At 44.5% G+C, this 18,355-nt stretch carries 16 protein-coding genes and 2 pseudogenes; 5 read left to right on the top strand and 13 right to left on the bottom strand.

Annotation, left to right across the window (positions count from 1 at the left end; genetic code table 11):
- Positions 1-85 precede the first annotated feature (85 nt).
- From BLS49_RS12120 to BLS49_RS12100, 5 genes are read left to right on the top strand one after another with little or no spacing between them, the layout of a single operon-like run.
- Positions 86-1,798, top strand: a complete 1,713-nt coding sequence (locus BLS49_RS12120) for a peptide ABC transporter substrate-binding protein (protein ID WP_091230404.1) — start codon at positions 86-88, stop codon at positions 1,796-1,798.
- Positions 1,799-1,820: 22 nt separating this feature from the next.
- Positions 1,821-2,762, top strand: a complete 942-nt coding sequence (gene opp3b, locus BLS49_RS12115) for an oligopeptide ABC transporter permease (RefSeq protein WP_091230485.1) — start codon at positions 1,821-1,823, stop codon at positions 2,760-2,762.
- Positions 2,759-3,778, top strand: a complete 1,020-nt coding sequence (locus tag BLS49_RS12110) for an ABC transporter permease (protein WP_091230401.1) — start codon at positions 2,759-2,761, stop codon at positions 3,776-3,778. The genes opp3b and BLS49_RS12110 overlap by 4 nt, the downstream gene beginning before the upstream one ends.
- Positions 3,779-3,793: 15 nt before the next feature.
- Positions 3,794-4,870 (top strand): ABC transporter ATP-binding protein, encoded by a 1,077-nt coding sequence (locus BLS49_RS12105; protein ID WP_091230398.1) that lies wholly within the window; start codon positions 3,794-3,796, stop codon positions 4,868-4,870.
- Positions 4,870-5,847, top strand: coding sequence for an ABC transporter ATP-binding protein (locus BLS49_RS12100; RefSeq protein ID WP_091230395.1), 978 nt, complete (start codon positions 4,870-4,872; stop codon positions 5,845-5,847). The genes BLS49_RS12105 and BLS49_RS12100 overlap by 1 nt, the downstream gene beginning before the upstream one ends.
- Positions 5,848-5,941: 94 nt before the next feature.
- Here the strand turns inward: BLS49_RS12100 and BLS49_RS12095 are convergent, their stop codons facing one another.
- From BLS49_RS12095 to BLS49_RS12040, 13 genes and pseudogenes are all read right to left on the bottom strand, one after another.
- Entirely contained in the window at positions 5,942-6,418 is a 477-nt protein-coding gene (locus tag BLS49_RS12095) for a FixH family protein (RefSeq protein WP_091230392.1), read from the bottom strand.
- A gap of 35 nt (positions 6,419-6,453) precedes the next feature.
- Positions 6,454-6,984 carry a PepSY-associated TM helix domain-containing protein gene (locus BLS49_RS12090; RefSeq protein WP_091230389.1) on the bottom strand — a complete coding sequence of 177 codons (531 nt, stop codon included), beginning with the start codon at positions 6,982-6,984 and terminating at the stop codon, positions 6,454-6,456.
- Positions 6,956-7,144, bottom strand: a complete 189-nt coding sequence (locus BLS49_RS12085) for a hypothetical protein (protein WP_091230386.1) — start codon at positions 7,142-7,144, stop codon at positions 6,956-6,958. Before BLS49_RS12085 ends, BLS49_RS12090 begins: the two co-directional genes overlap by 29 nt.
- Positions 7,141-7,296: a hypothetical protein gene (locus BLS49_RS24830; protein ID WP_217640058.1), complete on the bottom strand. Its 156-nt coding sequence runs from the start codon at positions 7,294-7,296 to the stop codon at positions 7,141-7,143. The genes BLS49_RS12085 and BLS49_RS24830 overlap by 4 nt, the downstream gene beginning before the upstream one ends.
- Positions 7,296-7,526, bottom strand: a pseudogene (locus tag BLS49_RS12080) (RNA ligase family protein); the annotation flags it as partial. The pseudogene BLS49_RS12080 and the gene BLS49_RS24830, both read right to left, overlap by 1 nt.
- 181 nt (positions 7,527-7,707) lie before the next feature.
- Positions 7,708-8,829, bottom strand: coding sequence for a Fic family protein (locus BLS49_RS12075; protein ID WP_091230383.1), 1,122 nt, complete (start codon positions 8,827-8,829; stop codon positions 7,708-7,710).
- A gap of 263 nt (positions 8,830-9,092) precedes the next feature.
- Positions 9,093-9,294: pseudogene (locus BLS49_RS25295) on the bottom strand (RNA polymerase subunit sigma-70); the annotation flags it as partial.
- 204 nt (positions 9,295-9,498) lie between these two features.
- The gene (locus tag BLS49_RS12065; protein WP_245742356.1) at positions 9,499-12,717 is read right to left on the bottom strand and encodes an AAA family ATPase; all 3,219 of its coding nucleotides are present in this window, start codon (positions 12,715-12,717) and stop codon (positions 9,499-9,501) included.
- 18 nt (positions 12,718-12,735) lie between these two features.
- Positions 12,736-13,422 carry a hypothetical protein gene (locus tag BLS49_RS12060; RefSeq protein ID WP_425432145.1) on the bottom strand — a complete coding sequence of 229 codons (687 nt, stop codon included), beginning with the start codon at positions 13,420-13,422 and terminating at the stop codon, positions 12,736-12,738.
- The gene (locus BLS49_RS12055) at positions 13,406-14,875 is read right to left on the bottom strand and encodes a hypothetical protein (protein WP_245742363.1); all 1,470 of its coding nucleotides are present in this window, start codon (positions 14,873-14,875) and stop codon (positions 13,406-13,408) included. Before BLS49_RS12055 ends, BLS49_RS12060 begins: the two co-directional genes overlap by 17 nt.
- Positions 14,860-16,173 (bottom strand): DUF2399 domain-containing protein, encoded by a 1,314-nt coding sequence (locus BLS49_RS12050; protein WP_175471391.1) that lies wholly within the window; start codon positions 16,171-16,173, stop codon positions 14,860-14,862. The genes BLS49_RS12055 and BLS49_RS12050 overlap by 16 nt, the downstream gene beginning before the upstream one ends.
- A gap of 235 nt (positions 16,174-16,408) precedes the next feature.
- A complete protein-coding gene (locus tag BLS49_RS12045; protein WP_091230367.1) occupies positions 16,409-17,575 on the bottom strand; it encodes a DUF4317 domain-containing protein in 1,167 nt (388 codons plus the stop codon).
- 179 nt (positions 17,576-17,754) lie between these two features.
- On the bottom strand, positions 17,755-18,333 hold the full coding sequence (locus BLS49_RS12040; RefSeq protein WP_091230364.1) for a DUF4256 domain-containing protein: 579 nt from the start codon (positions 18,331-18,333) through the stop codon (positions 17,755-17,757).
- Positions 18,334-18,355: the final 22 nt, after the last annotated feature.

Here is an 18,355-nt window from a genome sequence, read left to right as displayed (position 1 = left end):
TGCAAGGGCTCTTCTCACCAATTATACCTATTATTTCAATGAAAATAATTGGACTTATCTATTACTTTGTAAAGGATGGTTACATATGAAAACAAATTGGAAACTTGGTTTACTGCTGCTGATTCTGGTTCTGGGCACCGTGCTAAGCGGATGCGGAAGCAATAAAACCGCAGAAAGCAGCAATACGAAGAGCAATAATTCAACTGCAAGTGAGACAAATGCCGGCAAGGAAGCAGAAACAACGCCGCAGGAACCGCAAATATTGAACTGGATCATCGTCAGTGAACTGCCAACGGCCGACTCCGTGAAATCCTACGATACCCTAAGCTCTTCTCAAATTGAGATCTTTGCCGAAGGTCTCTATAAAATTGACGGAAACAACAAAACAGTACCTGTTCTGGCTACCGGGGATCCGGTGATCAGCGAGGATGGTCTTACTTATTCCATCAAACTGCGTGACGGCTTGAAATGGCCAAATGGAGATCCGCTTACCGCCAAAGATTTTGTATTTGCCTGGCAACGCTTGTTCAATCCTGCAACTGCCGCCCAAAATGCGAGCACCCATTTCAATATCAAAAATGCCCAGGCGATCAATGAGGGCAAGAAAGCGGCTGAAGAATTGGGCATTGAAGCCGTCAGCGATACCGAACTGAAGATCACGCTGGAGTATCCGGACACCTATTTTACAGCTTCCCTGTCTTCAGTGAACCTGTATCCGCAGAATGAGGCATTTGTGACTGAAAAAGGCGAAGCCTACGGAACGAACAGTGAGAATACACTGGGGAACGGTCCCTTTATATTAAAAGATTGGGACGGCACCGGCCTGAATTGGAGTTTCATCAAAAATGAACAATATTGGGACAAAGACAATATCAAGCTGGATAAAATCAACATTCAGGTTGTGAAGGAAATCGGAACAGGCATCAATTTATACGAGTCCGGGGCTGTTGACGTGGCTTCATTATCCGGGGAATACATTTCCCAATATACTAACAATCCCGAATACTTGTCGGTATTAACCTTGACCGCCTCCAATCTGGAGCTGGGAATCAGTTCTAACAAAGCACTGCAAAATGAAAATTTCCGCAAAGCGATTTCTTTAGTTATCAACAGAGACGAATTGGTGAACAACGTGCTTATTGACGGCTCCAACCCGTTAACCGGCATTGTGCCTAAAGGAATTGCTGTCAATCCGGATACCGGCACCGACTTCTCTGATGAAGCAGGAGCAATTGTCGTTACGGACGTCGAGGAAGGCAAAAGGTTATGGGAATTGGCTAAAAAAGAGCTCGGGACGGATAAAGTCAAGCTGGAGCTGATTACAAGCGATACAGATACAGCTAAAAAAACAAGCCAATATTTGCAAAGTCAGCTGGAAACGAATCTGTCTGGAGTCACTATCGAGCTAAGCAACGTTCCCACTAAAGTCAGATTCGAAAAGATGATGTCCTACAAGTTCGATCTGGCACTAGGCGGATGGACTGGTGATTTCGATCCGGTAAGTTACTTGAATCTGTTCTTCTCTACTTACGAGCATAATCATGCCCGTTACAAGGATGAGACCTATGACGCCCTGATTACGAAGATAAAAACCGAGGATGCAACGGATCCGCAAACCAGATGGAAGGATTTACAAGAGGCACAAAAGTACATTTTGAGCAAAGCCGTTGTTACTCCATTGTACCAGGGGGCCTCCAATTATCTGGTGAAATCCAAGGTGAAGGGAATTGTAACCCATAATCTGGGGACTCCTTTGGAAATCACTCGTGCTTATATCGAACAGAATTCTGCCAAGTAAAAAATCTGGAGATGAATGGGCATTGACCAACTATATTAAATTTATTGCCAAGCGGTTGGCATACATGATTGTTACACTACTGCTGATTAGCCAGATTACTTTCCTGCTGATGAATTTCCTGCCTGGGAGCCCTTACAGCAATGAGGAAAAGCTGACCCCGCAGCAGCTCGAAATTATGAATGAAAAGTACGGGCTAAGCAAACCGTTTGGAGAACGCTACCTCCTTTATATGTCGGGAATTGTACGCGGTGACTTTGGCATATCCCTGCAATTCAGCAACCAGCCGGTAAGCAAGCTGCTGTCAGAACGTATCGGTCCGTCCATGCAACTGGGCATTCAGGCTATGATCTTCGGTACGATTGTCGGAATAGTACTCGGAACGGTGTCCGCATTGCATCAAAACAGTTTTCTCGATGCGCTTGCCTCCTTGTCCGCTATTATTGGGCGTTCGATCCCGAACTTTGTATTTGCGGTTTTGCTCCAGCTCATTTTCGCAATAACTTTGAAGTGGCTGCCCATCGCTCTGTGGAACGATGGGTTCAGCTCTACCATTTTACCCACGCTCGCTTTATCTATCACACCTATGGCCGATGCGGCCCGGTTTATCCGTACCGAAATGATCGAGGTGTTAAACAGCGATTATGTGGAACTGGCCAGAGCAAAGGGACAAAGTGAGAGACGCATCGCTATTGTACATGGTCTGAGGAATGCGTTGATTCCTCTCCTTACCCTTTTGGGGCCGATGACCGTTGGACTTATGACTGGCTCGCTGGTCGTGGAAAATATCTTCGCGATTCCCGGCATAGGCGAACAATTTGTTAAATCCATTCTGACCAATGATTATTCAACGATTATGGGCGTCACCCTGATCTACTCTGCGATGCTGGTTACCGTCATATTGATCGTGGACATTTTATACGGCATTATTGATCCGCGGATCAGGGTAGCAGGAGGCAAATCATGAACACGATCAATATTCCGGATTCTTATTTTGAACCACTAGATAAAGAGATTTATAGAGATATGGAAAAGGCTGATTACCCCTCCCTTACCTTGTATCAGGATTCATGGCGTCGTCTTAAGAAAAACAAAGCTGCTGTCATTTCGCTCTGTATTCTGCTGGCGGTCCTATTGACTGCCTTCTTGTCGATCTGGTATACGCCGCGAGATCCCAATTTGCAAAATTTGCCCCATGCCAACTTGCCGCCGCGTATTCCGTGGGTTCATATGAACGGGTTTAACGGTCTGGCTAAAGTATCCGGCGAATGGGTTGATAAATACACACTAGCCAATGTTCCGGCGAACACCCATTACTATTTCGGTACGGATGCGTTTGGCCGGGATTTACTATCCCGTGTTCTCGCCGGAACACGCCTTTCGCTGCTGATTGCGGTAGTGGCCGCTCTCTTCGACGTATTCATTGGCATCACCTATGGCCTCATTTCCGGCTGGAAAGGGGGAATAACGGACAATATCATGCAGCGCGTGCTTGAGATCATTTCTGGAGTACCTACGCTAGTTATCGTTATTCTGATGCTGCTTGTTTTTAAGCCCGGAATCCCCTCGATCATTATTGCGCTGGCCTTCACCGGCTGGATTTCAATGGCCCGCGTCATTCGCGCACAGACGATGAAGCTTAAGGAGCAGGAATTCATTTTGGCATCAAAGACGCTTGGTGTGCCGTTTATTCGAATTGCCCTGAAGCATATTATCCCGAATCTGAGTGGTATTATCATCATTCAGACGATGTTTAGCATTCCAAGCGCCATATTTTTCGAGGCTTTTCTCAGCTTCATTGGCATCGGAGTCCGTCCCCCGGACGCATCTTTAGGTACACTGCTGAACGAAGGCTACAAAACGTTTCGTTTCCTTCCTCATTTGATGTGGATTCCTGCAGTCGTATTGTGTGTCATTATGATTACGTTCAATTTGCTGGCGGATGGGCTGCGTGACGCTTTTGATCCGAAAATGAAAGATTAGGAGGGGTGAAGGGGCATGAGTGACAACCTATTAGAAATCAACAACCTCAACATCTCATTCACTACCTTTGCCGGAACGGTACAAGCAGTTCGGGGCGTATCCCTCGATTTAAAAAAAGGAGAAACCCTGGCATTGGTCGGCGAATCCGGCTCCGGAAAATCCGTGATTTGTCGGAGTATCATGGGTCTGTTAGCTAAGAATGCCCAAATTGACAGCGGTGAAATCTTGTTTCAAGGCGATAATTTGCTAGCTAAAAGCAATAAAGATATGCGGCATGTCCGCGGGAAAAAAATATCTATGATTTTTCAGAATCCTATGACTTCGCTAAATCCGACCATGACGATTGGCTATCAGGTGTCGGAGGCGCTTCTGCTGCATGAGAAAGTGCGTAAATCTGCCGCTCGAAAAAGAGCGGTAGAACTGCTGGAATTGGTCGGCATCCCCGATGCCGGGCGTCGTTTGAACGATTACCCGCACCAATTTTCGGGCGGTCAGCGGCAGCGTATCGTTACAGCAATCGCTCTTGCCTGCAACCCGGAAATATTGATTGCGGATGAACCGACAACGGCGCTGGACGTTACGATTCAGGCGCAGATTCTCGAGTTATTGAAGGATCTGCAAAGAAAGGTATCCACCTCGATTATTTTTATTACGCATGATCTCGGAGTGGTAGCCAATGTAGCCGATCGAGTCGCTGTCGTTTATGGAGGTAAAATTGTGGAGATTGGTCTGGTAGATGAAATCTTCTATCATCCGCAGCATCCCTACACTTGGGGACTGCTGCGCTCCATGCCAACTACGGACACTGACGATGAAGAGCTGTATGCGATTCCGGGCAGCCCACCGAATTTGCTGGACCCGCCTTCAGGTGATTTGTTCGCAGCCCGAAATCCGTATGCTTTAACGGCTGATATTCATGTCGAGCCGCCTATGTTCCAAGTGTCTCCGACACATTGGGCAGCAACCTGGCTGCTCGATCCGCGATCCCCCAAAGTCGCGCTGCCTCCTGCCATTGCCGCCCGCCATCAATATTTTCAGGAACGCCGCAAAAATGCAGCTCAGCAGCCTATATTAAGCGGAGGGGTTCGATAATGGAGCATGTGAACGAGCTATTAAGAGTAGAAGGACTGAAGCAGGTATTTCAATCCGGGTCCAAGGCGGTTCGGGCGGTAGATGATATTAGCTTTTCTGTATTTCGCGGGGAAACCTTTGGTCTTGTCGGTGAGTCTGGTTGCGGCAAATCGACCACAGGGAGAACGATTATCCAGTTATACAAACCGACGCATGGACAAATTTATTTTGAAGGAACAAATTTAGCTTCCTTGCGAGGGAAGAAGCGGTGGCAGCAGTTCCGCCGGGATGTACAAATGATTTATCAGGACCCCTACGGCTCTCTGAATCCCCGGATTAAGATCAGGGAAATTATTGCCGAAGGGATCGATGTACATAAACTCGCAAAAAGCGCTAAAGACCGTGAGCTTCAGGTCGCAGGGCTGCTGGAAACAGTCGGCCTGAATCCGGAGCATGCTGATCGCTACCCACATGAATTGTCCGGAGGCCAGCGACAGCGGATCGGAATTGCGCGTGCGCTTGCCGTACAGCCGAAGCTCATTATTTGCGATGAGCCGATTTCCGCTCTGGATGTATCCATTCAGGCTCAAATCGTCAATCTGCTCAAAAAACTGCAGCGAGAGAATCAACTGACTTATCTATTTATTGCCCATGATTTATCTATGGTCAAATATATTAGCGACCGGATTGCCGTGATGTATCACGGAAAAATCGTAGAGCTCGGTCAGGCCAAGGAGCTGTATCGTTACCCGTTGCATCCTTATACGGAGAGCCTTCTTTCCTCTATTCCCTATCCGGATCCGGATTACGAGAAGCAACGGACTCGACTGGTTTACAGACAGCAGCCTCAAACCCAGGAAGGCAGACTTCATGAAGTTGTGCCTGGACATCACGTCTATTGCACACCTTCGGAAATTCCTTTATATCAGGCAAAGTATGAGAATATATTGACCGTGTCAAACACCTCTGCTCCTTCCTTTGCCTATGCCTTTAACTAATTCGATGCTTTCAAACAACAGAGTCCGAACCAAGGTTACTTCATGATCTTGGTTCGGACTCTGTTGTTTCTACTATCCCTGTTGAAACGCTGTATCAATGATGGTGATGATGACCTTCAATTTCCTCCGGCTTGTTTTTCCGAATCGCATCCAGTTCACTTTCAGAAAGCCCTCCTACAACAAATTGCTTGCGGGGCATAATAATGGAGCCGTTGCTGCTTGCATACACCTTAATATAATATAAGCCATCACTATCAAAGGTTGTATTTATATGATACACCCCGTTCCCAACCTCAGCCGCTTCCTCCATGCTCAATTTGACCGTCCCATCCTGCTTCCACAGATCAATATGGATGTAATTGGCTTGATTCGCCGGTTGTCCCCCTTGCGTCAGAACCACCTTGATGGTCTGTGGCTCATCCTTGGACAGCAATTCAGGAATGACAATGGCAGCTTCAAGAGGCTTTTCCTGCTTGTACAGCTCAGCAGCATCCGAACGTACCGAACAGGCACTAAGCAGCACACTAAAAATGACAAGAAGCACAACCAGTGAAGAATCTTTATTTTTCATGGCCAAACGCACCCTTTACTATTCAGATTAGGCATTCAGAAAGCTTTTGATTGCGGAATTTTTTGTATAATCAGTCCGTCGATGAGCCATACCACCAAAATAGACAGCCCTACTAAAGGAAATACAATTCCCAAGGCAATCATTAAAATGAGGAAGCCCTTCAGCTTCTTGATGCTCGGGGCGCTTGGCGCACCGATTCCCTTTCCCGGCCTGCGCTTCAGCCAAAGATAAAATCCGCTGAGCGCAACAAGAATGATACCAAGGCAAATCAGTAAACTGATTGCCTGATTCACCCAGCCGAATTGTGTACCCTTATGCAGTGTAATTCCCCAAGCAATCACTATTCCCATAAGGCCATAATGATCATACCGGTAATCTGCGAGAACAGCGCCCGAGTATTGATCGATATGAATAGTGGCTTCATCCTGTGCCTTGGGTGAAAAGACAGATAATGTGTACACTGCCTCTTTCATTTTCGGAAGGTATACCGTATAACCCGGATAGATTCCCTCCCGATTGGCGATTTCTATAACATCATTAATCGAAATTGGCAGGTATTCCTGCATTCTGGACTAATGGTATAGCGGTGCCCTGCAATTCCTTGTAAATAACCGGGTTGCCCGGTAAGCCTTGCTCCCTGATCTCCGGGCTTTCATGCAGCAGCAGAATGTCAGGTCCTTGCCTGATAAGCTTACGCAAGCTTTTCAAATAATCCGCTTCCGTCATACGGGAAGCGGATCGCCGCTAGCTCCCCTTCGGGCCGATCCGTGAATAAATTGCCGTATAAACACACCAACACCCTGGCCGGGTCCACATCCGGCATATGAACTTGCAGTAGCGCCAGCATCTCTGCCAGCTCTTCGCGTACACATTCTCACCGATGTCCTTCCGGAATCAGGTACTTCATGCCACCATGCAGTGTTTTGACATAATGCCGGGATGGATGATCCTTGCTGTCCAACGATCTCGCATGAATGAAATCCGCGTATATCGTTGTGTTTTCACCGTCCATTTTTTCGGTAATCACAACTTCCTGCCCGGCAAAATGATCGGTGTCTCGCAAAATTTTATCATCATCGGTATATCCCCGTGACCATGGCAGATCAATTTAACGTTTGAGTGGGGCATTTCTCAACCCCTTCACCGTGCTTCTTGGGGAGCAGGTTTGGACACCTGTAACAGGTGTAACGGATCTTTTCTCTCGTTGTCTAATATAATTAGTCATTATTAGGGACTGATAGCAGGAAAAAGCACTGCGATTTCTCAATATTGAGATCGCAGTGCTTCATTCATTTTAAAAAGTGTACAAACTTATCCGGTTCATGTCGAATTTCTTGTGCCAACTTCTCATATTCAGAAGATAACTTAATTGAACGAACTCTTTGAGCGTCTTGATCTCGCGGTTCGATGAATCCTTCTTCTCTCCAATGACTTACCTTTTCCCTGATCGAACGATCCGACAGACGCAGAAGCTCTCTCATTTCACTTGTTGACAGTGTGTCTTGCTTAAAGGTTAATTGAGCAAACACCATTCTTTGCTGTGGATCAAGCTTTCGAATCAAATCCGGTTCTATTCTCGTCATTTGAACAGATTTCTCCGTAACAATGTTAGCCGCTTCTTGAAAGACTTCTGCCAATCCATCTATAAAAAATTCCAACCACGGTGTCAACTCGGCATCATGACGTCCAAAATAATAATTGTGGTGAAGGCCGAGTTGGAGCTGTCGATAGTACTCTGCGAGGTTACGGTCATAGAAATTTTCGAGTACAAATAATCCTTTCAGCCCATACCCTCCTCTGCGAAGGAGATAGGTTGTGATCATCCGGGCTGTTCGACCATTTCCATCTAGATAGGGATGAATTGTAAGAAACTGCCACATGAAAATCCCTGCTCTGATTGGAACCGGAACCGAATATGCTTCTGGGGAATTGATCCAGGCAACTAAATCCTCCATTAACACTGGGACGTCCTGCCATTCGGGAGGAAGATAGAAGCCGGAAGCATTTCTGCTGCCTACTTGGTTCTGCTCTTCACGATATTCACTTACACGCGCTCTTCGGCCGTGCGTAATTTTGATAATCGCATGAAGTTTCTTTACGAATTCTTCTGTAACCGGCAGTTGTCTCTTTTCAGCTTCATCTAGATATTGCAAAGCTTTCATCAAGTTATACACTTCTTGTTCTTCATTGTCACTACTGTTTTGGTATAAAACCTTTCGCTTGGTCGCCTCATCGAGCGTATTTCCCTCGATCTTCGTTGAAAGAATAACCGTTTTTTCCATCGATTCTTTCTTAAGCAGATCAAGTATAGATATGGGCAATGGAAGCAAATCCACTACCGCACTTGCACGTTGAATATCCATCAACCGCCCAGCAATATGATCCGTTATTGAATATTTTGGTGTAAACATCGAATCACCTCTTTCAATAACATTATAACATTGCCGCTATTTTGCCGCAAACAAATAATTTTAGGAGGGTGTAATTATTATCCCAGGTTTACTCTCTAGCCCTCCTCACTTAGCAACAATTCCCTTTTTTACAAATATCGCATTGAACCTTGATCACTAATCCGAGACTAGTTGGAATAAATGCGAACGCAAACTTTGCTCCTGATACATCCAAAGGTGCGCATTGATCCCACACTTTGATTTTTGCTTCCATTTGTTCACAACCTCTTGACAATATGCACCACCAGACTCAGGTTATGCTCGATTGATATATTTCGGCTAACCGGGTCACCTTCGACCATTCGCTGAAGATGCTTCGTCTCCTCCTCTTCCGTTAACGGCTGAGGAAACGCATTGTTTTTTTACATATGATACGAGTAACGTAGGCTGCTTAATTAACAGTGCAATCGTCGAAAACAATTCCATGCCAACAGGCACTCCCATGTCAATTAACCGAAGAGGAATGCCCCGCTCCAGCCCACAGTGAAGTTCAGTTCTACATTATATGTGGGCGGAGGCCTAGATGTGCATGTACGAGGGAAATCGGTTCAATTATGTCACGTTACCGGTGAATATTAAAATACCCATTGCAACACTCGGATCGAAACAGAATGGGTAAACAATATGGATTTAATCTTTTTTTAATAAGCCCATTACTCTGCTTCTAGGAACTGTAGGGTCATGATGCACAACATAAGCTTTAGAGAAACGATCCAAGTAGGATTGTTCATGGGACTTCGGTGTCAGTATGATTAGCTTACGCTCCAACTCACTCGCATAGAGGTCAAATACCTTCAGTTTTCGCTGCTCATCTAAAGCACTATCAAACTCATCTAACACGATAAAGTCAGGTGCTGTCTGCAAATTCTGCAGAAGCGCGAGTGCAAACAGCAAGGAACTTAAAGATTCTTCGCCTCCAGAAACTCCTTTGCCGACTCGTCCTCCTCGAGCCTTCACACTGACATCCTCCATCGCTCCGCGATGACCTTCTTTACGTGCTTTAATATACAGTTCAAATCGTGTACGATTGCGAATATCTTCATATTGAACCCAGTCGATATCACCTTCAAACTGAAACTGACTCATATAAGAAGAGAATAGCTTCTGAATTTGAATCACCCTCATATTTGTCGTTCTCTCCAACTGATCTTTCAGGTCTTCCGTACGCTGTTGATTCTCTTCAAAGAGCAGCAACATACGCTTATGTTCATCCTGAAGGCGGTACCATTCCTCTTCGATCACTCGATAATTCTCTGGTGCTTGCGGATCTATATGTTGCTCATGACGAGCTGTATCAAATTGAATCCTGCCCTTCTCAATGTCTGTCCGAATTTTCGAGATGGATAATTGCTGACCCGCAGCAGGCGTCAAGGATTCGTCAAGCCCTAAATTCAAACTTTGAGCAGCCCCTTCAAATATAGATGGAACCAATTTTTTCAAAGTCTCGATTTCCTGCATCATCATCACAAGGTCATCCTTAACACTGTCAAGCGATTCCCTTCGGGATTCACGTTGCTTCTTCATCTGCTGTAGCTTATACTCCTCTCGTTCCTTACCATGCTGAATCTTTTCAACTTCTCGCAGGATTGCCTTACGCTGCTTCATCATATTCTCAAGCTTCTCTTCATCTTGCTCCATCAGTTGGTTCAAATGATCGTGCTTCTCCTTAAGTACAAGATGTTCATTCTTCTTAGCAAAAAGGAGCTCGTATTTAGCCTTCTGCTGACCCAGCTTAACATAGAACTCCGCTTCCTTGCTCAGCTCATTCCGCAGATGCTCCAACTCAAACTGCCGCTTCATCAGCTTCGCTTTATGATCCCCAAAATTGCGCGCTTGTTCTAATAGCTGATCTTGTAGAGCTCTTTCTTCTTCCAGCTTTCTTACTCTGTCTACTCGCTCATGTTCTTGTGTCATGAATGCTTCCGCTTCTCGAACCTGATGAATGATGCTGTTGAGCTCTTGGAGGCGCTTGGTGCGAAGTCGAATCTGTTCTTCCAGTTGCTCAGATCGATGCGTCAACTCAGCAACCATTTTTGTTATCTCTTGTTTATGTGCTGCAAGTGCAAATACACTAAGAATATAACGATTACTTTCCTGAGAGCCTCGAAGTCCCATTGAATCCATCAGCACGCCATTCTCAATCTGAACTAACTCGCCCTTAAAAAATTGCTCTACCCACCATAGAGCTTTCATCGCATGAGGCATTATCTCTTCTTTCAAGCCTGCCTTCACACGAAGATGGAGTTCAGGAAGCTCTGTCACCGAGCGATCTGGAATTATTTTGCGCAGCGGAACATGATACAGATCATTCGGAGGCACAGCACGATAATCATCGAAAAACATACTATACTTGATCGCATTATACTTTTCCTCATATTTAAGTTTCGCCGTTTCATCCAGTTCCACAAGTTCGCGCAGTGCATATACTCGGATTCCTCTTGCCTGAAAATAAGCGATCGATTCCATTTGGCGCTTAGACCAATCTCGCTCTTCTTCTAATCTAACAAGCTCTTCTTTCAGTTCACCTATTCGTTTCATATGCTGATATCGTTGATCTTTCGCAAGATGAAGTGATTGTTCGAGCTGATCCAATTCCTCCTGTACCTGATAGCTGCTCCCGTAACGGTACAAACGTTCTTTATGTTCTTTCTCCTGCTTCGTTTCCTGCTCAATTTCATAATCCAGCGCTGCAATCTCTTTGTTGTTAGCTCGCTGCTGTTCCTCACAGTAGACTACCTGTTGCTGCAGATCTTCACTTTGTTTCTCTATCTCATCCATATCTGCCATTGCAGCAGCTATTTGATGTTCAACCTCAGTTTCAGTGCGTGTAATGCGGTCTTTCTCATTACTGATCTCCTGCAGCTCCTGCTCCAACTCATCGATTGCCGCTTGAGTCTCTTTTATCTCTTCAGCTATCGATGTGTGAAGTTCCTCAAGACGATTGTACTCTGCATCTAGTCCATCTATCTCCTGCTGTATGACACTTAACCGATCATTCATGTCAGTTTCTCGCATAAGCAATTCATCGATTTGATCCACAAGATGATCCAGTTCAAGCTGCAATTGATCAATAATACCCGTCAATTCCTTCTGTTGCTGTTGCAGATAAGCCTCCATTTGAAGCAACGACTTAGTGTATAGTTTTCCACCCTCCAACAATCGGCGCTTATTATCTTCGTAACGATCTAGCTCCGTCTTCTTTATGTTCAGCACTTGCTTTTTATGCAACACATTATTCTCCGCTAAGCGCAACGATTCCTGAGCTTCCTTGAGCTTCTCTATACCCTCTTCCCAATTTTGCTGTACTTGATCAATACCGTGCATTTCTGCAAATATGCGAAATCGCTCTTCAGGATGCATAACAGCAAATTGATTCACTTCCTGTTGATACCAGATCAAATAGAACAAGTCAGGATCTACCTTATACTTATATTGAAGATCCTTCTTATAAGCTGTGAAATTATACTGTCGATCACCCGAAGTATAGCGAATCGATTCCTCCCAATCATCAATCACATCTCCCGAAGAGATATGAAATTCTTTCTTGATCGGCTGACCCGGATCCTGCTGAATGCGAAGAGAGAATTCGATATAGTCTGGTGCATCAATACGTTGATTACCATCATTTTTAAATAAAAAGCGAATATTCGCCTTCCACGTTTCATCTGGTCCTAAATTTCGTGATCTTAAGCCTTCCAAATCCACTTTAGAAGAATATAGCACTGCCCCCATACAATACGTAATCGTAGACTTCCCCGCTCCATTAGGACCAGTAATCAAGATATGTGCATTGCGCCCCGATAAATCCAGCGGAGTGCTTGGATAGTCACGAATGCCGCTAAATTTCATGCTCCAAGGTATCATAAGCTATTGATCAGATCCTTCCTGATACAGATTATATCGCTTGAAGAACTTTAACACTTCTTCCTTATTTAACTGATGAGATTGACTGAATTCCACTGTACGACGTAAAAAAGAATCTGAAAATATATTTACTCCAATCGCAGTCAACTGATACGCTTTTTCCGGAGAGTTGGTATCATACTCCTCCAGCGATCCGATTCTACGTAACTGATCAATATTAACCAATATCCGTTGGTTCGCTTTCGTCGTTTCATGGCCAAAGGCACTCAACAACTGATCAAAGAGCGTAAACTCATGCTGCAGCACTTCCTGTTGATAGAACATAAACAGTAGAATCGCAAGGCTCTCCTTAGATAACGTACTTCGGGCAGCACGCGCGGGGACGCGCATCATGACAATAACCTGATCTCGCTTCTCATCATAGATCACCTGAAAATATCGACTTAAGGCTTGGTTCACTCGCTGCAAGAACGAATAGAACTGCTCATCCTGCTCAATCCGAAGCTGCTTCTCAACCTCTTTTCTAGAGAGACCGAAATTGCCTGCCCGCAGGGACGCTGAGGAGGAGAATAAAATGTTCATAAATGCCAATTCTTCTTTTTCTGTTAGAATTCCTTTCAAGGATTGCATCACATTCAACGGGTGAACATTCGGTTCAGTGTGCTCCTGTTGTTCAGACATCGTAATCATCTCCTATATTTCGGTCAGAGTCCGCTGAATCTATCAACCTATCTCGCTTTGTCAAACTGCGATTGTGCAACATATGCTGTTGATCTTCTGATGTCATCCAGTCCCACCTTTTAGTGTATTCTAATTGTTTCTCTGCTTGTCCATGCTGTACTTGCTCGATTGACAACTTCTTACTTCCAACAAGAGCGGCTATAGCTGTCAATGAGTTGATCGCATCTGCCCATTCCGCCGAAGTAGCTTCGATCATCACTTGCTCAATTGGCGCCTCTTCAATTTCTTCCATATAAGTTTCAATCGCATCCGTTTGGATCATCGATTTCGTTAACAACCATTGTGACTCACCCATCAACTCATCTAACTGATCTATTGATACTTTCTCTTCCTCATATAACTCTTCTGTTTCACTTTCTGTAATCCGATCTATTAAAGGCTCATATGTCTCCAGATAATGTACTGCATCTTGGATCGCTTCTGCAGATATAGGTGCTGCAAACTTAACTGGTATCCATAAGCCGTCTATCGCCTCACCTTCATACTGATCCTGCTCCATAAAGCTCAGAATCTGATACGCATTAGGAATATCCGATTCAAGAGGGGGATCAAACATATTCATAATAAACGTTCTCACCTTCTCAGGTTGAATCGAAGAAGAGAGCACCGTTTGCTGCATCGTCGTAAACTTCAAATATTTATGAATCATCCCGATACTTAAGTTTGTACCTTCCGCCAATGCTCCTGTCCCTTGCTGCATCAAATCACTTAGCACCAAACTCTCTTCCAGCGTCTGAAACTGGCGAAACCGCTCTGTCAACTTGATCTCGAGCTCCTGCATCAGTTGATGAATGATCTCTAACTGTGGAAGTGCATTACGGTCAGCGAGCATCTCAAGCTCGCGTTCTTTCATTAATTGAATCGCATTCTCCACGTTGCGGATCATGCTTGCAATCTTATTTCCGCCGGAGATGCCACGATCATCATAAGCTTCACTCAGTTCAGCATCTCGCCTTGCTTGAAACAGCGAGCGGCCAATATCATCATTCATGTAGTAAGCCAACGAGTCATTGGCCAATCGAATGAGCGCATCCATCATCCGCTTGCCGACATCCCGCATCTTTATTTGTCTTGACTGCCTAGATATCCAATTGTATTTAACCAGTACACCGACAACCTGCTCGACCTTCTTCCTGCTCGGCGGCTCTGTATCTACATACCGATTGCGATATCGATAAAAAAGCGTATCTGCATTCTCGATCGGTTCATCGAGTCCAAGTGATTCTTCATTAATCATTTGAATAATTCTTAGAAATCTCAAGATTTCTGCAGGTGTTTGAAACATCTGCAGAGACCCGAGGTCACTTAGAACGCCTACCAAATAAGCTATATCCCTCATCGATTGATGCATTTCCGGTGAAGATTCACTGTTATGAAATATGGATATTAAAGGTTGATCCATCTTCTCCAATCCTCTGACCTCCCTAACACTTGCTCTTGCTCAAGTCGTTTCTTTTGAAGCAGTTCCTTCATATACTGCTCATAGACTGACCAGCTTCCAATCACCTGATGATCATGGCTGATCCATTTCAAGATGAGTTTATATTCAGAAACTGTCTTCATCATTTCATGAGCAATAAGGAGTCCGTCTGCGTCATAATCACTCCATAACAGTACTTGTTGAATATCGCTGTTATGAATCACATCTTGGATAAAATGTTTATGCGAACTTCTCAGATGACCATCGACACATACAACGAGTGATCCTGTATCCTGAATAAAATTGTTCTCAGCAGCAATACGTGTCAAGATTGCCCGATTCTCTACTAACCACAGTATCTGTGCATCTGTTCGGTAATGATCTTGCGCAATGGACAAATCTGTTAGAGCATGTACAGGACCTGGGCGATAATTCGACCACTCTCCAATCAGATTCCCTGCAAAAAATAATGGCGTTATTTTGCCCAGACTAACCATTCCAATCGTAGACACTGGCTTACCTGTCCATTCCTCTAATAAATTGATAAATTCCTCTTTATCTGAATCGAATGTCTTGGAACCACCTATCTCTCCATAGTATCTGGCACCAATCTCTTTCCAATCAAATAATTCTTCGTTACAGGATATATCGATTAATGCTAGTGCGAACACCAGATATCGGATTCTTTTCACTGTTCCCCAACTCATTGGAAACCAATTTGACACTTCCATATCCTCTATTCTCCAATGACTGGTTACAGTAATCCTATGAAGTAGAGATGATAATTGAACGATACGATCTGTATGATTATGAGCAGATAGCTTTTCTATCAATTGGATTGCTTTCACTTGATAGTCATGAAGCTGATTCATCGTACTCTGTCTTTCTTCCACCTCTTGATGCTGAAGATAGGAGAATAAACGATATCCCATCCGATAAAATGCACGATCTATTGTTTTCTCGTCCTGTTTAAAGCGCATCTCCTTTATAATCCATCCTTGGCTCAGCCAATCAAATGCTTGAGCTTCATCTTGAAGCACAACTCGTTTATGAAGTGTCCATTTTAACAATGATGGATCAGGCAAATCTTCATGCTGTGGTTGCATATCAACTGACAACGTTAATAACCCAACCTTGCGAAAGGTACGTGCTGTTTGCTTCACAATAACAATATCTATGATGGTAGATGATAGAGAAGCTGTACAATAATTTATATCCAACTGCTCTCCACTTTTTAAAATGTATCTTTTAATATATTGAAGGATGTTGTTGTCTTCCATAAGAATCAACCTTCCTGAAGTCATCGTAATTACAAGTATTTTAGCATAGAAGCATTATGATCTGCCGTTTTAATGATATTGTGAAATAAATCAAAAAAAAGACGACCTTTAGATCGTCTTAACCATCATAACGCGTTAATCTTCTTCTTGTCCGTGAATATGCCTGCGTCTTTTAGTTCATTAAGGCTTTCAAGAGGGACTTCAGCGTATGTCACCTTTTACCTGTCAAACGAGTCTATAACGTCTCTGTATTGAGCGTAAATCCCTCAATCACAACATCTTCATCGACCTCAATCAGGATGCATCGTCTCCCTTGATAATTCACCTGCTTCACATGCTTTAAATCCTGCGGGCTGACTGAAATCGTGGCTATCTTTGTATCAATCTTGATCGATTTTGAATTAAATTTCGGGATAACGCTGCTAGCCTTCATTTCATAGTTCTTATCGTCGACGATCGTTTGAAACGCCCGTTCCACTTTTTCCTTCGTCACGTTCTCTACACCGCTCACCGTCAGCATGCGTTCCACATCTGTATAGTCCAGCGTCGGAGGCTCTTCCTCCTTCTCGGTGGTTTCAATCACTCGGTGGATTTCCTCGTACACATTTGCGAGGACAGCCGTATCGAGTTGTTCGCCCGCCACTTCCTTAACGATGTCTTCGAAGATAGCTCTCTCTTCCTGTGCCGTCACGGACCTTTCGGCATTCAAGACCTCCGAGATAAAATGCTGATTCGGTTCATTCGCTTTCCCGGTACAATACAGAATCCGATTCACATCGGAATGGTTATCCGTCACACTGGGATAAAAGAAACCTTGCTCCGGCGAGCTTAACTTAATAATCGGATCTACAATGACATTGTACTTAAATTCTCTCTCTACATAATCAAACAAAAGAGTTTTCCGCTGCTGCTCTGTGGAATTCACGCTGCTTAGAATGAACGGATGCGCAAACAGCTCATCCTTCCCGGTCTCTTCGGCTTCTTCATTCCTGTCCTTGGTTGGTCGGAAGTACTGTCCGCGGACGAACGTGACCACCGTATCCCGTTCATACTTTGCATCCGCCAGCATTTTCTCCACCAACAGCAGCATCAGATCCTGCCATTCGTCAGCATCGCCTGTCACCAAAGCTTGGTGAAGCAGCACCTTCGTTGGTTCCTCCGCTTCCTCCAGAAACTTCAACTCGAACAGCTTCTGATCCAGTTCGCCGGTCAGCAGTTTTTTGAAATTGCCCATATGCAGCTCCTGCTTTTCTCTGTCCACCAAAGCAAACGGCTGTCGTTCCCAATGATAAATCTCGTTGCTTTCCTTCATAATATACACGTTGAGAATATCGTAAATATTCATCAAATCGTGATCCAGCTTGAATTGCTTGCGTATATGCGCGACTTCTTTCTTCTTCATGGTTCGTCAAACATCTCCTAAGAAGTAAATTGGCTTTATCAGTATAAACGATATAAAAACCCTTCGCTAGAAGGGCTTTTAACATACTTCTCTTCAATTACAATTCTCACCGACAACACAATCTCTCCACATGTGGTAATTCGCCTTTGAATTAAGCGGTAGCCAGCTTCCGCCTGTATTTAGACCCTTATCGAGCCACGGAATCCTCTGGCAGCATAATAGGATTCTGCTCCATTGTGGTACATGAAGACAGTGTCGTAGCGACGATCGCAAAAGATAGCCCCGCCGAGTTTTCTAATATTAGCGGGTGTTTCCACCCAGCTCGAAGTTTTCAAATCGAAGTTTCCTAGTTTCTGTAGCTCCCGGTATTGCTCCTCTGTTAAAAGCTCAATCCCCATGGCAGCTGCCATGTCTATCGCATTATTTTGCGGCTTATGCTCTTTCCGTGACTCCAGCGCTTCACGGTCGTAACAAACACTTCTGCGTCCCTTAGGACTTTCCGCTGAACAATCGCAAAAAATGTACTCGTCCGTCATATTGTCATGACCAACAACATCCGGTTCGCCGCCAGTTCTCTCCATTTCATGGAGCGACCATAATTTTTCTGCGTGAGCTTCGAGCTTTGCTTGTACACTAGCCCATTCAAATTCTTGATGGCGGTTCATGTTTTTCTCAAAACGTGCTTTCAATGCTTTGAGTATTTCCTCATGTTGTTCCGGAGATAACTCCTTTTCACCGCTGATGGGACTCGTTGTCATATTCATTTCTCCCTTCAAACTG

The sequence above is a fragment of the Fontibacillus panacisegetis genome, assembly GCF_900102215.1.
Taxonomy (GTDB): Bacteria; Bacillota; Bacilli; order Paenibacillales; family Paenibacillaceae; genus Fontibacillus; species Fontibacillus panacisegetis.
This window is presented reverse-complemented; position numbering and strand designations above follow the sequence as displayed.

Bases quoted from the DNA above. Each gene is read 5' to 3' on its own strand.
- BLS49_RS12075 (WP_091230383.1), bottom strand. From the start codon at position 8,829: ATGTTTACACCAAAATATTCAATAACGGATCATATTGCTGGGCGGTTG.
- BLS49_RS12095 (WP_091230392.1), bottom strand. From the start codon at position 6,418: ATGAAAAATAAAGATTCTTCACTGGTTGTGCTTCTTGTCATTTTTAGT.
- BLS49_RS12090 (WP_091230389.1), bottom strand. From the start codon at position 6,984: ATGCAGGAATACCTGCCAATTTCGATTAATGATGTTATAGAAATCGCC.
- BLS49_RS12085 (WP_091230386.1), bottom strand. From the start codon at position 7,144: ATGACGGAAGCGGATTATTTGAAAAGCTTGCGTAAGCTTATCAGGCAA.
- BLS49_RS12060 (WP_425432145.1), bottom strand. From the start codon at position 13,422: ATGATTACGATGTCTGAACAACAGGAGCACACTGAACCGAATGTTCAC.
- BLS49_RS12120 (WP_091230404.1), top strand. From the start codon at position 86: ATGAAAACAAATTGGAAACTTGGTTTACTGCTGCTGATTCTGGTTCTG.
- BLS49_RS12100 (WP_091230395.1), top strand. From the start codon at position 4,870: ATGGAGCATGTGAACGAGCTATTAAGAGTAGAAGGACTGAAGCAGGTA.
- BLS49_RS12045 (WP_091230367.1), bottom strand. From the start codon at position 17,575: ATGAAGAAGAAAGAAGTCGCGCATATACGCAAGCAATTCAAGCTGGAT.
- BLS49_RS12105 (WP_091230398.1), top strand. From the start codon at position 3,794: ATGAGTGACAACCTATTAGAAATCAACAACCTCAACATCTCATTCACT.
- BLS49_RS12050 (WP_175471391.1), bottom strand. From the start codon at position 16,173: ATGGAAGACAACAACATCCTTCAATATATTAAAAGATACATTTTAAAA.
- BLS49_RS12110 (WP_091230401.1), top strand. From the start codon at position 2,759: ATGAACACGATCAATATTCCGGATTCTTATTTTGAACCACTAGATAAA.
- BLS49_RS12055 (WP_245742363.1), bottom strand. From the start codon at position 14,875: ATGGATCAACCTTTAATATCCATATTTCATAACAGTGAATCTTCACCG.
- BLS49_RS12040 (WP_091230364.1), bottom strand. From the start codon at position 18,333: ATGACAACGAGTCCCATCAGCGGTGAAAAGGAGTTATCTCCGGAACAA.
- BLS49_RS12065 (WP_245742356.1), bottom strand. From the start codon at position 12,717: ATGAAATTTAGCGGCATTCGTGACTATCCAAGCACTCCGCTGGATTTA.